The sequence below is a fragment of the Streptomyces rubiginosohelvolus genome (genome assembly GCF_014649875.1).
Lineage (GTDB): Bacteria > Actinomycetota > Actinomycetes > Streptomycetales > Streptomycetaceae > Streptomyces > Streptomyces rubiginosohelvolus.
In genome coordinates this window covers 15,811-28,540 of sequence record NZ_BMTW01000023.1, presented here as the reverse complement: position 1 = coordinate 28,540, position 12,730 = coordinate 15,811, and the positions used below count along the sequence as shown (strand labels likewise).

Annotated in this window: 13 protein-coding genes; 2 read left to right on the top strand and 11 right to left on the bottom strand. The window is 70.7% G+C overall.

Features of this window, described 5'->3' with window-relative positions; all coding sequences use genetic code 11:
• Window positions 1–120: 120 nt before the first annotated feature.
• Window positions 121–1,734, top strand: coding sequence for a CocE/NonD family hydrolase (locus tag IE134_RS32390; protein WP_098019983.1), 1,614 nt, complete (start codon window positions 121–123; stop codon window positions 1,732–1,734).
• Between the two features lie 32 nt (window positions 1,735–1,766).
• Here IE134_RS32390 and IE134_RS32385 read toward each other — a convergent pair whose 3' ends face one another.
• The 5 genes from IE134_RS32385 to IE134_RS32365 all read right to left on the bottom strand — a co-directional run bounded on the left by IE134_RS32385 (window position 1,767) and on the right by IE134_RS32365 (window position 5,615).
• Window positions 1,767–2,663 carry an amino acid ABC transporter permease gene (locus tag IE134_RS32385; RefSeq protein ID WP_189432535.1) on the bottom strand — a complete coding sequence of 299 codons (897 nt, stop codon included), beginning with the start codon at window positions 2,661–2,663 and terminating at the stop codon, window positions 1,767–1,769.
• Entirely contained in the window at window positions 2,660–3,304 is a 645-nt protein-coding gene (locus IE134_RS32380) for an amino acid ABC transporter permease (RefSeq protein WP_030722801.1), read from the bottom strand. The genes IE134_RS32385 and IE134_RS32380 overlap by 4 nt, the downstream gene beginning before the upstream one ends.
• 16 nt (window positions 3,305–3,320) lie before the next feature.
• Entirely contained in the window at window positions 3,321–4,250 is a 930-nt protein-coding gene (locus IE134_RS32375; protein WP_030722804.1) for a glutamate ABC transporter substrate-binding protein, read from the bottom strand.
• An 11-nt stretch (window positions 4,251–4,261) separates the two neighbouring features.
• Complete coding sequence (locus IE134_RS32370) at window positions 4,262–5,005, bottom strand: amino acid ABC transporter ATP-binding protein (RefSeq protein WP_030722807.1); 744 nt, start codon at window positions 5,003–5,005, stop codon at window positions 4,262–4,264.
• 169 nt (window positions 5,006–5,174) lie between these two features.
• On the bottom strand, window positions 5,175–5,615 hold the full coding sequence (locus tag IE134_RS32365) for a DUF6278 family protein (protein ID WP_030722810.1): 441 nt from the start codon (window positions 5,613–5,615) through the stop codon (window positions 5,175–5,177).
• A gap of 109 nt (window positions 5,616–5,724) precedes the next feature.
• Here IE134_RS32365 and IE134_RS32360 point away from each other — a divergent pair, with 109 nt between their 5' ends.
• The gene (locus IE134_RS32360; RefSeq protein WP_030722813.1) at window positions 5,725–6,504 is read left to right on the top strand and encodes an SDR family NAD(P)-dependent oxidoreductase; all 780 of its coding nucleotides are present in this window, start codon (window positions 5,725–5,727) and stop codon (window positions 6,502–6,504) included.
• A 35-nt stretch (window positions 6,505–6,539) separates the two neighbouring features.
• Here IE134_RS32360 and IE134_RS32355 read toward each other — a convergent pair whose 3' ends face one another.
• The 6 genes from IE134_RS32355 to IE134_RS32330 all read right to left on the bottom strand — a co-directional run bounded on the left by IE134_RS32355 (window position 6,540) and on the right by IE134_RS32330 (window position 12,641).
• A complete protein-coding gene (locus IE134_RS32355) occupies window positions 6,540–7,286 on the bottom strand; it encodes a Clp protease N-terminal domain-containing protein (RefSeq protein ID WP_189432533.1) in 747 nt (248 codons plus the stop codon).
• Between the two features lie 88 nt (window positions 7,287–7,374).
• On the bottom strand, window positions 7,375–8,154 hold the full coding sequence (locus tag IE134_RS32350; RefSeq protein WP_030722819.1) for an exodeoxyribonuclease III: 780 nt from the start codon (window positions 8,152–8,154) through the stop codon (window positions 7,375–7,377).
• A 42-nt stretch (window positions 8,155–8,196) separates the two neighbouring features.
• Entirely contained in the window at window positions 8,197–8,850 is a 654-nt protein-coding gene (locus tag IE134_RS32345) for an MBL fold metallo-hydrolase (RefSeq protein ID WP_030722822.1), read from the bottom strand.
• Between the two features lie 12 nt (window positions 8,851–8,862).
• Complete coding sequence (gene pcaDC / locus IE134_RS32340) at window positions 8,863–10,179, bottom strand: bifunctional 3-oxoadipate enol-lactonase/4-carboxymuconolactone decarboxylase PcaDC (protein WP_189432563.1); 1,317 nt, start codon at window positions 10,177–10,179, stop codon at window positions 8,863–8,865.
• A 621-nt stretch (window positions 10,180–10,800) separates the two neighbouring features.
• On the bottom strand, window positions 10,801–11,397 hold the full coding sequence (locus IE134_RS32335; RefSeq protein ID WP_032787115.1) for a hypothetical protein: 597 nt from the start codon (window positions 11,395–11,397) through the stop codon (window positions 10,801–10,803).
• 77 nt (window positions 11,398–11,474) lie between these two features.
• Window positions 11,475–12,641, bottom strand: a complete 1,167-nt coding sequence (locus tag IE134_RS32330) for an ROK family glucokinase (protein ID WP_189432531.1) — start codon at window positions 12,639–12,641, stop codon at window positions 11,475–11,477.
• Between the last annotated feature and the right edge of the window lie 89 nt (window positions 12,642–12,730).

Sequence of the window (12,730 nt, the reverse complement as noted above, 5' to 3'; positions counted from 1 at the left end):
CGCTACTGACGCCACGTCCAACAATCGTTACCTTCGCGCAACACGACGAGTAGTTACCAGGGGTAAACAACCGGGGTTACCGTCGGGTCACTTTGCACTGACACGCGTGAGGAGTGACCCGTGGTACGTCCGAAACCGGCACTGCGCACCACCGCTTCGATCACCACCGCCGTCGCCCTGCTCGCCGGGGGCGCGCTCGTCGCCGCGCCCTCGGCGGGCGCCGCCCCCGCCCCTCTCGCCGCGCCCGCGAGCACGGCGGGCGGGGACCTGACGTTCCACGACATCCCCGGCTCCGGGGGCATCACGCTCAAGGGCAACGTGTTCACCCCGGCCGGAGCCCCCTCCGGGTCCGCCGCCGGGGCGAAGCACCCCCTCATCGTCTTCCCGACGAGCTGGGCCATGCCCCAGATCGAGTATCTGGCGCAGGCTCAGAAACTCGCCGACTCCGGCTACGTCGTGGTGAGTTACACCTCGCGCGGCTTCTGGCGTTCCGGCGGGAAGATCGAGGTGGCGGGGCCGCCGGACATCGCGGACGCCTCCGCCGTCATCGACTGGGCGCTGGAGCACACCTCCGCCGATCCGGACCGTATCGGCATGGGCGGCGTCTCCTACGGGGCGGGCATCAGCCTGCTGGCGGCCGGGCACGACCCGCGGATCAAGGCGGTCGCAGCGCTGAGCGGCTGGGCCGATCTGATCGACTCGATCTACAGCGGGCGCACCCAGCATCTCCAGGCCGCCGCCCTGCTCGGCGGCGCGGGCGTCCTCACCGGGCGGCCCAGCGAGGAACTGACGCAGACACTGAAGGACTTCCTCGGCTCCAAGCTGGACAAGGAGCCGGAGATGATCGCCTGGGGGAAGAAGCGTTCCCCTCTGACGTATCTGGACCGGATCAACGCCAACGGCGCGGCGATCATGATGGGCAACGCCTGGGGCGACACCATCTTCCCGCCCAACCAGTACGCCTCGTTCTACGACAAGCTCACCGGCCCCAAGCGCCTGGAGTTCCGCCCCGGCGACCACGCCACCGCCGAGGCCACCGGACTGCTCGGGCTGCCCAACGACACCTGGACGAGCACCCGCCGCTGGTTCGACCGCTATCTCAAGGGCGAGCGCAACGGCATCGACACCGAGCAGCCCGTCCAGCTCAAGTCCCGCACCGACAAGGGGTACGAGGGCTACCCGGACTGGAAGTCCGTCGGCGCACTCAAGAACCGGATCCCGCTGGACGGCACCAAGAAGGTGTGGACCAACGTCGACTCCGGTGCGAACGGGGGCATCTCGATCCTGTCCAACGCGCTGGACCAGTTCCTGAAACTGCCGCCGACGGTCTCCGTACCGCTCCTGCCGCGGACGTTCGCGAGCGTGTGGCAGTCGGAGCGGTACGCCACCGAGCAGCGGATCCGGGGGACCTCCACGCTGCACACCACGGTCACCAGCACGAAGCCGAGCGGCACCCTCGTCGCGTATCTCTACGACGTGGGGCCGCTCGGGATCGGCAAACTGGTCAGCAATGCTCCGTACACCTTCCACGGACAGACGCCGGGCCGGCCGTTCCCCGTCGACCTGGAGCTGTTCTCCACGGCCTACGACGTCCCGGCCGGTCACCGGCTCGCCCTGGTGATCGACACCGTCGATCCGCTGTACATCGAGCACAACCCGACCGGCGCGCAGCTGACCTTCTCCTCGCCCGGCACGGACCCGAGTCATCTCTCGGTCCCGCTGCGCGAGAAGTGATCACCGACTGCTGCCGGGCGGGCACTGCCCGGCTACTGCCCTCCCGGCAGCAGCGTCCCCGGTTCGGCCGGGGCCACCCCGACCGCTCTGGTTTTCAGGTTGCGCCGCTGCCTCTTGGCCACCCAGGTGGCGAACCAGGAAAGCAGCATGCACATCCCGATGTAGATCGGAGAGATCACCATCACGACGGGGATGAAGGGAAGATCGTAGTCGAGATTCGACGCGATCAGCTTTCCGGCGTGGAGGAATTCCTCGTAAGTGATCAGATAGCCCAGTGAGGTGTCCTTCAGCGCGACCACCAGCTGGCTGATGATGGTCGGCAGCATCGCGCGTACGGCCTGGGGCGCCAGGACGTACGTGGTGACCTGGGTCTTGCGCATCCCGAGTGCGTACGCCGCCTCGCGCTGGCCCCGGTCCACGGCGTTGATCCCGGTGCGGAACACCTCCGCGAGGACCGAGCCGTTGTAGAGGGTCAGCCCGGCGACGAGGGCGGGCAGCGGCTGGACCTTCAGCGCCACGAAGATGAAAAAGATCATCACGAGCACGGGCATGGCCCGGAAGAACTCGACCAGCAGGGTGGAGATCCAGCGCAGCACCCGGTGCTCGGAGAGCCGGCCGACCGCGAGGACGGCGCCGAGCGCGAGGGAGAGGACCGCCGCGTACGCGAACGCCTTGAGGGTGTTGCCGAGCCCGCGCAGCAGCAGTTCCTGAATGCCCTTGTACTCGAAGGGCGTCCACTTCTGCGCGGTGAACTGGTCGGTGTCGAAGAGCAGATAGACGATCCAGCCGAACAGCGCCACGATCAGGACCGTGGAGGCGATCCCGTACATCAGGTGCCGTCTGCGGGTCACCGGTCCCGGGATGTCGTAGAGCGCGGTGGCCTCCGGCGCCGAAGCCCGGGACGTCCTGCGGGTGAGGGCCTTGGTCATCGTGCCACTCCCCAGCGCTTCTCCATCACGTTGAACACGGCGCTGATGGTCAGGGTGATGATCAGGTAGCCGACGGCGATCCAGATGAAGGACCAGATGATGCTGTAGCCCAGTTCGTTGAGCGTCTTGTAGGTGCCGAGGAGTTCGGTGACGCTGAACGCCCCGGCGATGGCGGAGTTCTTCGCCAGCGCGATCAGGGTCGAGCCGACCGGCGGGATCACCGACCGGAACGCCTGCGGCAGGACCACGGTGCTCAGGGTCTGACCGAAGTTCATGCCGAGGCTGCGGGCGGCCTCGCCCTGGCCCCTGGGCACGGTGTTGATGCCGGAGCGCAGCACCTCGCAGATGAACGCGGAGGTGTAGCAGCCGAGGGCGATGACGGCGAAGAGCTGGAACGGCAGGACGAGCCCGAAGCGGGGCAGGCCCAGCAGGACCGCGAAGAACAGCAGCGTCAGCGGGGTGTTGCGGAGCACGGTGACCCAGACCGTGCCCAGCACCCGGAAGGAGCCGACGGGCGCGACCCGGAAGGACGCCATCAGGAAGCCGAGGACGAGCGCCAGTGCCGAGGCGTAGACGGTCAGTTCGACGGTGCCGAGGAAGCCCTTGCCGTAGAGGGAGAAGTTCTCTGTCAGTACATCCATGGGTGGGGCCGTCCCCTCAGGTCGCCGGGTAGCGGTCGATGGGCGGCGGGGTCGGCGCGGGCGCTCCGGAGAGGCCGAGCGTCGCGTCGTACGCCTTCTTCCAGTTGCCGTTCTTCTCGTTGGCCTCCAGGGCGTCGTTGAGGGCGTTGCGCAGGGCGTTGTCGCCGCGCGGTACGCCGATGCCGTACGGCTCCTCCGAGAAGGGCTTGCCGACGACCTTCATCTCGTCGGGCGCCTTGGCGGCGAAGCCCAGCAGGATCGCGTCATCGGTGGTGACGGCGTCGACCTGGTAGGTGAGGAGGTTGTCGACGCAGATCGAGTACGTGTCGTACGCGACGAGGGTCGCCTTGGGGTAGTCGGCGGCGATCCGCTGGTAGGGCGTGGAGCCGGCCGCCGAGCAGACGGTCTTGCCCGCCAGGTCCTGGGGCCCGTTGATGTCGTCCTCGTCGGTGCGCACCAGCAGTCCCTGGCCGGCCATGTAGTACGGGCCGGCGAAGCCGACGAGCTTCTTGCGCATGTCGTTGATGGTGTAGGTGCCGACGTAGTAGTCGATCTGACCGTTCTGCAGGGCCGTCTCGCGGTTGGCGGAGGCGATCGTGCGGAAACGGATCGTGTCCGGTTCGAAGCCGAGCGAGGCCGCCATCATGCGGGCGATCTCGATGTCGAACCCGGAGTAGATCCCGCTCGCCGGGTCCTTCTCCCCCAGGTAGGGCTGGTCCTCCTTGGCACCGACGATCAGATAGCCGCGCCGCTTCGCCTTGGTCCAGGTGCGGGAGTCGGGCAGTTCGAAGCCGGTGTCGACCTGGTACACCGGCAGGGCCTCGGCCTTGGGTCCCTTGACCGGCGGGCTGCCGTCCTTGCCGCAGCCCGCGGCGAGTGCGGCGAGCAGGAGACCGGCCACGAGGGCGACGGCCCTGCCCGTACGCGTGTTCCTCGTACGCAACATGGAATCCCCCCTCAGTGCTTGAGGATCTTGGAAAGGAAGTCCTTGGCGCGGTCGCTCGACGGGGACGTGAAGAAGTCCTCCGGGACGCGGTCCTCGACGACGCAGCCGTCGGCCATGAACACCACACGGTTGGCGGCGGAGCGGGCGAAGCCCATCTCATGGGTGACGACGATCATCGTCATGCCGTCACTGGCCAGCTGCTGCATGACCTCCAGCACCTCATTGATCATCTCCGGGTCGAGCGCCGAGGTCGGCTCGTCGAACAGGAGCGCCTTGGGGTCCATGGCCAGGGCGCGGGCGATGGCAACGCGCTGCTGCTGGCCGCCGGAGAGCTGGGCGGGGAACTTGTCGGCGTGGGCGGCCAGGCCGACCCGGTCCAGGAGTTCCCGGGAGCGCTTGTCGGCCTCGTCCTTCTTGCGCTTGCGGACCTTGAGCTGGGCCAGCGAGACGTTGTCCAGCACGGTCTTGTGGGCGAAGAGGTTGAACGACTGGAAGACCATGCCGACTTCGGCGCGGAGCTGGGCCAGGCCCTTGCCCTCCTCGGGGAGGGGTCTGCCGTCGATCGTGATGCTGCCGGACTCGATCGTCTCCAGTCGGTTGATCGCCCGGCACAGCGTGGATTTCCCTGAGCCGGAGGGGCCGATGACCACCACCACCTCCCCGCGGCCGACGGTGAGGTTGATGTCCTGAAGTACGTGCAACTCTCCGAAGTGTTTGTTGACGTCCCTCAGTTCGATCAAAGGATCGACGGCCATGCGCTGCCCTACCCACTTGTCGCTGTGTCGAGGTCAGCGCAAACTATCCATCGCGAAAAGGGACTTCGCACCCGACACGCGTAAATGGCGCAAAAGGCTTTTTAACTGGATTAGGCGAGGAGAGCGGGGCGGTCGGGCGACGAGGGCGGGGGGTCCGGCGGCTCCCCGCTCAGTTCTCGGCGGACTCCGCGTACACCTGGGAGAGCTCCGGGCTGCCCGCCATGGCCCAGTCGAGTCCGGCCGCGACGACGTCGATCTCCCGCCCGGACTCCAGCCGCACCACGGGCTGGCCGCTCGGCCAGATGTCCCACGCGGCGCCCGGCACCGTCCGCACGATCACCGTGCCGAGATAGAGGCCGGCGTCGTTGCCGAGCCAGGGCAGTTCCTCGGGGTCGTCGCGCCAGCGGGGCGGTAGCTGGTCGAGAGCGGCCAACGAGGCGGGTGTGTCGTCGAGTTCGAGTCCTTGCTGCCCCGCCCGGACGCGCAGCAGTTCGCACTCGGCCAGCAGCTCGGCCACACCGTCGGGGTCCGACTCGACGGCGGCGGCGAGCGTGCCCGGCTGCGTACCACCCTGACGCTTACGCCAGTTGTCCAAGAAAGGGATGTTCATACCACTAGGGTCCCATCCCGGCCAGGTTCCGCACCACAGGGCGCGCGGCGTTCACCGGTCCCCCACCCCGGCCCGGACGGAGATCCGAGCGCATATCTAAAGTGCGTACATGAGTGCACAGAGCTACGTCTCGGAACTGTTCTCGCTGGAAGGCCGGGTGGCGGTGGTCACCGGAGGCAGCTCCGGCATCGGCCGGGCGATCACCGGCGCACTGGCCCGGGCCGGTGCGAGCGTCGTCGTGGTGGCCCGCCGGGAGGCGGAGCTGCGGGAGACCGTGGACGAGCTGGCCTCGGAGGACTGCCGGGCGGCCTGGGTGAGCGCGGACCTGAGCACCGCCGAGGGGGTGCGCGTCGGGGCGGAGGAGGCCGCGGCGGCGTTCGGGGAGCCGGACATCCTGGTGAACTGCGCGGGGATCAATCTGCGCCCGCCGATGACCGAGCTCGGCGAGGACGTCTGGGACACCACGATGGCGGTGAACCTGAAGGCGCCGTTCCTGCTCGGGCAGCGGTTCGGGCCGGGCATGGCCGAGCGGGGGTACGGGCGGATCATCCACATCACGTCGCAGCAGGCGCACCGGGCCTTCGTGAGCAGCGGCGCCTACGGGGTGTCCAAAGGCGGCCTGGAGTCGCTGACCCGCTCGCAGGCCGAGGCGTGGTCGCCGCACGGAGTCACCGTGAACAGCCTGGTGCCCGGGTTCGTGCTGACCCCGCTGAACGCGCGCCTCCAGTCGGACCCGGAGAAGGTGGCGTCGCTGGCGGCCCGGACGATGGTCGGCCGGAACGGACTCGCGGAGGACTTCGCCGGGGCCGCGGTGTTCCTGGCGGGGCGATCGTCGGCGTACATCACCGGGCAGTCGTTGTTCGTGGACGGCGGGTTCTCGGTGCACTGAGGCCGCCGTCCACGATCACGGGGTCGCTCGGGAGCTCAGGGGTTCTGCTGCCGGAGGGCCCCCGCCGCCTCGCTCACCGCCCGCTCCACCGCGGCGGACACGGCCTCCTTGTCCAGGCCGAGGCCGGTCAGCACTCCGGAGCCGTCCTCGAACTCCAGCAGGGCCAGCAGGATGTGCTCGGTGCCGACGTAGTTGTGGCCGAGGCGCAGCGCCTCGCGGAAGGTCAGCTCCAGGACCTTGCGGGAGTCGGGGTCGTACGGGATCAGCTCGGGCACCTCGTCCACCGGGGCGGGCAGTGCCGCAGCCGCCGCCTCGCGGAGGGCGTCCGGCTCCACGCCCTGCCCGACGAGGACGCGGGCGGCGATCACCTCGGGCTCGGCGAGCAGGCCGAGGATCAGGTGGGCGGGGACGATCTCGGCGTGCCGGGCGGCCTGGGCCTCGTTGTGGGAGGCGACCACCACATTGCGGGCGCGTGGGGTGAAGCGGTTGAAGCCCTCGTTCGGGTCGAGGTCCGACGAGCTGTCGGCCTTCTTGGGCACGAAGCGCTTCTGGGCGGCCTGGCGGGTGACCCCCATGCTGCGGCCGATGTCGGTCCAGGAGGCGCCGGAGCGGCGGGCCTGGTCCACGAAGTGGCCGATGAGGTGGTCGGCCACGTCTCCGAGGTGGTCGGCGGCTAGGACCGCGCCGGAGAGCTGCTCCAGGGCGTCGTCGTTGGTCTTCTTGATGGCCTCGATCAGATCGTCGAGGCGTACGGAAGGGGTGACGGGAAGAGGCTGCGTCATGTGACAACCGTAGGTTGACACCCAGAGGGTGTCAACCTTGGGTTGTCACTTGCTGTGCGGCCGCTCGCCCATCTCCGTCCGACCCTGCTCAGAGGTCCAGGTCGACGACCACCGGGGCGTGGTCGGACGCGCCCTTGCCCTTGCGCTCCTCGCGGTCGACGTAGCTGTCCTTGACCGCGGCGGTGAACGGGGCGTTGCCGAAGGTCAGGTCGATCCGCATGCCCTTGTTCTTGGGGAACCGCAGCTCGCGGTAGTCCCAGAAGGTGTAGGCGCGGTCGTACTTGAGGGGGCGGGGGTGGACCTCGCTCAGGCCCTCCGCCTCCAGGGCAGCGAGGGCGGCGCGCTCGGCGGGCGTCACATGCGTGGCGCCCTCGAACAGCGCCGGGTCCCAGACGTCCTCGTCGGTCGGGGCCACGTTGAAGTCGCCCAGGACCGCGAAGGGCAGGGCCCCCGCGGCGTCCGCCGCCACGGCCTTCCGCAGGGCCTCCAGCCAGCGCAGCTTGTACGCGTAGTGCTCGTGCTCGACCTCGCGACCGTTGGGCACGTACACCGACCAGAGGCGCAGCGGGCCGCAGGTCGCCGAGATCGCGCGGGGCTCCTGCGCGCCGTCGTACTCCGGGCCGCCGGGCAGCCCGGTGACGACGTCGGTGAGACCGACGCGGGAGAGCAGCGCGACCCCGTTCCACCGGCCCGTGGCGTTGACGGCGGATTCGTACCCCGCCTCGCGCAGGGCTTCGGCGGGGAACTGCTCCGCCGTGCACTTGGTCTCCTGGATGCACAGCACATCGGTGCCGCTGCTCTCCAGCCAGGCCAGAAGCCTCGGCAGCCGGGCGGTGATCGAATTGACGTTATAGGTGGCGATGCGCATGGCAGCCAACCTAGCCGCTCCCACTGACAGCGGCCGCCGGGCTCACAGCTCGGTGGTGCCGCCCGGGGCCAGCCGGCCGTGGTCCGCGCCGCCCAGGGCCCCGATCTGGTTGTCGTAGACCGGGCGGGCCAGATCGGTCAGCAGGGCGTCGTGGACGTCGATGGCGCGCCGCGGCTTCACCTCGCGTACGTAGTCGATGACCTCGGAGATCTTGCTCCAGGGGGCCATCACCGGCAGCAGCAGCGTGTCCACGGGGCGCTCGGGAACGGTGAGCGCGTCGCCGGGGTGGAAGACCGAACCGTCCACGAGGAAGCCGACGTTGGTGATCCTCGGGATGTCCGGGTGGATCACCGCGTGCAGCTCGCCGTGCACGGTGACGTCGAATCCGGCGGCGGAGAACGCGTCCCCGTCGCCCACGGTGTGCACCCGGCCCGGGAAGGCGGCCGAGAGCTGCTCGGCGACGCTGCGCAGCGTCCAGACCTCGGCCGCGGGGTTCGCCTCCAGACCCGCCCGCAGCCTCGCCTCGTTGAAGTGGTCCGGGTGCTCGTGCGTCACCAGCATGACGTCCGCGCCGAGCGCCGCGTCGTCCTCGGAGAAGCCCCCGGGGTCGATGACCAGGACGCGCCCCTCCTTCTCGATCCGGACGCAGGAGTGGGTCTTCTTGGTGAGGGTGAGTGCCCCGGGCGATGCGTTCATGACCCCATCCTGCTACGCGGGCGGCGTGGTTTCCTCCTGGATCACCTTCTGCGCCACGGCGAAGGCGGCTCCGGCGGCGGGGATGCCGCAGTAGACGGCGGTCTGGAGGAGAACTTCCTTGATCTCGGCGGGCGTCAGGCCGTTGCGCAGGGCGGCCCGGGTGTGCGCGGCCAGGCCCTCCAGGTGGCCGGAGGTGACGAGCGCGGTGAGCGTGATGACGCTGCGGGTGCGGCGGTCGAGGCCGTCGCGGCTCCAGACCTCGCCCCAGGCGTACCGGGTGACCAGCTCCTGGAAGTCCTCGGTGAAGGCGTCGGCCGTGTCGTTCACCGCGTCGACATGGGCGTCCCCCAGCACTTCGCGGCGCACCTTCGTGCCCTGCTCGTACCGGTCGTCCGGGGTCGGCGCGACGGCGTCGGGCGCAGAGACGGCCGGGGCGATCTCGGCCACCGGGACGAACGGCGTGCTGGGGGCGGCGGGCGCGGTGATGTGGGGCAGTACGGGGATCGCGGCCGAGGTGTCCTGCTGCCAGGCGGTGGAGAAGTGCATCAGCAGCAGGTCGCTGACGGCGGCGGGTTGTTCGACGGGCGCGAGGTGGGAGGCGCCGGGGACGAGCGCGAGGCGGGCGTCCGGTATCCCGGCGACCAGCGTGCGGGCCTCGGCGGGCCCGGTGACCTGGTCCTCCGCCCCGACCAGCACCAGGGTGGGGACGCCGATCCGGCCCAGGGCGCCACGGATGTCGAACGCCGCGAGCGCCTCGCAGGCGGCGATGTAGCAGCCGGGGTCGGTGGTGCGGACCATCTGCACGGCCCATTCCACGATGGCGGGCTGGGCCGCGGCGAAGCCGGGGGTGAACCAGCGCTCGGGCGCGGTGCGGGCCATCGGCTCCAGGCCGTTGGTGCGGACGATCACCCCACGCTGGCGGAACTCGTCGGCCGTGCCGAACCGGGGCGAGGAGGCGACGAGCGCCAGCGAGGCGACCCGGTGCGGGTGGCGCAGGGCCAGGTCCGCGCCGACCGCCCCGCCGATCGAGCAGCCCGCGTAGCCGAAGCGCTGGACGCCGAGGCCGTCCAGGGTCGCGAGCAGCCGGTCGCCCAGCTCGGCGACGGAGGCGGCGGCGTGGGCGGGCGCGCCGCCGTGGCCGGGGAGGTCGTAGCGGAAGATCCGCCAGTGCTGGGACAGCTCGGGTATCTGGCGGTCCCACATGTGCCACGTCGTGCCGAGCGAGGGCCCGATGACCAGGACCGGGGCGTCCTCGGGCCCGTCGAAGCGGTACTGAAGGGTCCGCGGGAGCCCGGTCGCCGCCTGCGCCCCCTGTGGGGCGGACGGCACGGATGCTCCCTGGGTGCCGCCCTGCGTTCCCTGCGGGGCGGGGGCGGGGGCGGCGTGCGCGGCCTGGGGTACGGGGGTGGTGTGCGGGCCGGGACTCGCCTGACCGGTCTGCGGTGCGGAGGCAGTCTGCGGGCCGCGGGCAGCCAGGGGGCCGGGGGCGGCCTGGGAGCCCGGCGCTGTCTGCGGGCCGGGGGCGGCCAGGGGCCCAGGGGCGGCCTGGGAGCCCGGGGCGGTCTGCGGGCCGGGACCCGGCTGACCGGCCTCAGCGGTCTGCGGTACGGAGGCGATGTGCGGCGGCTGCGGTGCGAACGGGCCCTGGGGGGCGGGCGGGGCGAGCGGTGTCCTGCCCGGCTGCGCGGCCTCCGGGAAGCCCGGGGCTACGGCGGCCTCCGGGAAGCCGGGGGCTCCGCCGCCGAAGGGCGGGTAGGGCGCCGGGGAGGATCCCGGGGCGCCCGGCGCGGGCACGGCGTCCGGTCCCTGGTGAGGGGCCGGAACCGCCTGGTGAGGCGCTCCGGGATGCGGGGCGGGCCCACCGGGGTGGGGGGCCTGCACGGGCTGCGGGGTCGTCTCGCTCACTTCGCTCACTCGCTCCAGGTTACTGAGCGCCCCTCCGGTCCCAGGTCAGGGGGTCGCCGCCGAGACGACATACACGACGGGACTGGCCGGATCGGTCATATTGACCGTGATGTTCTGGGTGGGGCGCGGCTTCTTGTTGCTGTGCGTGGTGCCGGCCCAGTGCTCGCCCGGGCCGAAGGACCAGCCGGTGATCTTGATGTCCCGCGGGCTGATCGTGATCTTGTCCGGCTCCAGCGCCGCGCGTCCCGTGCCCATTCCGGTCAGGAAGCGGTCGAGACCGGCGGAGGTGGTCCGGAACTTCGCGTACATCCGGCTGGCTTTCCAGTTGTTCGTCTCGTAGTACTGGACGCCCTGTCCGTTGCCCGGGATCGGAATCTCGAAGATCCGGCGCTGCATCTTGGAGGGCCAGCCCTCGCGCAGCCCCGAGGCGGCCGCCTCGGTCTCCTTGTCCATGCCCGAGCGGCGGCTCTGTCCGGCCGAGATCAGCAGGTAGCCGGCCGGGATGCCGATCAGCAGCACGATGATCGTGGCGGTGATGAAGCGCCGCTTGAACACGCGCCGGCGGTCCTCGGGCGGTTTGCCCTCGCCGTCGCCCGGAGACTCCGACTGGTGCGGCACCACGGGGTGCTCGGCTGCGATCATGATCAGGTGGTCCCTAGGTGCTGCGGCGACGTGACGAGGCGTACGGAGGGGTGGACGCCGGAAAGGGCGGTCGCGGTTCAGTCGGCGGTGCGGGTGGACCGCGTGTTGCGGATGGTGCTCGCCGCCTGGTCGTAGATCTGGGCGTACCGCTCGTACCGCTCGACGCGCCGCCGGTTGGCGCGGCGGAAGCGGCGGGCGACCAGCCGCGCCAGGTCCGCGGCGCCGACCATACCCGCCTCGGGGCCGAGCTGCGCCTTGGCGATCCTGGCCTCGGGGCGGTAGCCGCGGCCGGTGAGGTGGCGCTTGAAGGCGTCCCGGGCGGGGTTGATCAGGAGGTCGTCGGCGGCGCTGACACCGCCTCCGATCACGAAGCAGGAGGGGTCGAGCGCGGCGGCCAGATTGGCGATGCCGATGCCGAGCCATTGGCCGATGTCCTGGAGGAGTTCGATGCACATCGCATCGCCCTCGCGGGCCAGTTCGGTGATGAGCGGCCCGGTGATGTCGGAGACGTTCCCCTTCACCCGGTCCAGCAGGTAGTGGGCGACCGGGGAGTCGGCGGCGGCCAGCTCCTTGGCCTCGCGGACGAGGGCGTTGCCGGAGCTGTACTGCTCCCAGCAGCCCCGGTTGCCGCAGGGGCAGCGGTGGCCCGAGGGCACGACCTGCATGTGGCCGAACTCACCGGCGACCCCGTACTTGCCGCGCTTGACCTGGCCGTCCTCCAGGATCGCGCCGCCGATGCCCGTACCGAGGGTGATCATGACGAGGTGGTCCTCGCCGCGGCCCGCGCCGAAGCGCCACTCCGCCCAGGCGGCGGTGTTGGCGTCGTTGTCGACCATGACGGGGACGACGAGGCGGGAGGCGATGGCGTCGCGCAGGGGCTCGTCGCGCCAGGCGAGGTGCGGGGCGAAGAGGACCTTGGAGCGGTCGGCGTCGACCCAGCCCGCCGCACCGATGCCCACCGCGTGGACGTCGTGCCGGTCGGAGAGGTCCAGGACCAGCTCGACGATGGTGTCCTCGACGACCTTGGGGCTCTTGGACTTGTCGGGCGTCTCGGTGCGGACCTTTTCCAGGATGTTGCCGTCGGCGTCGACGACGCCCGCCATCACCTTCGTACCGCCGATGTCGATCCCGACCGTGGGGACGCGGGGCGCGGACAGGTGTGAGCGGCGTTCCTTGGTGCCGACCGTCTTGAGGACGGTGGCGCGGGCGGAGCCGCGGTGGGCGAAGTCGCGGTACGTGCTCATCGTCCCTGCGGGGTCTGGGGGGCCGGGCCGCTGTCGCGGCCGGCGGCGGACGGCGCCCGCCGCGCTCGATTCTGCCACTGCCCGGCCCC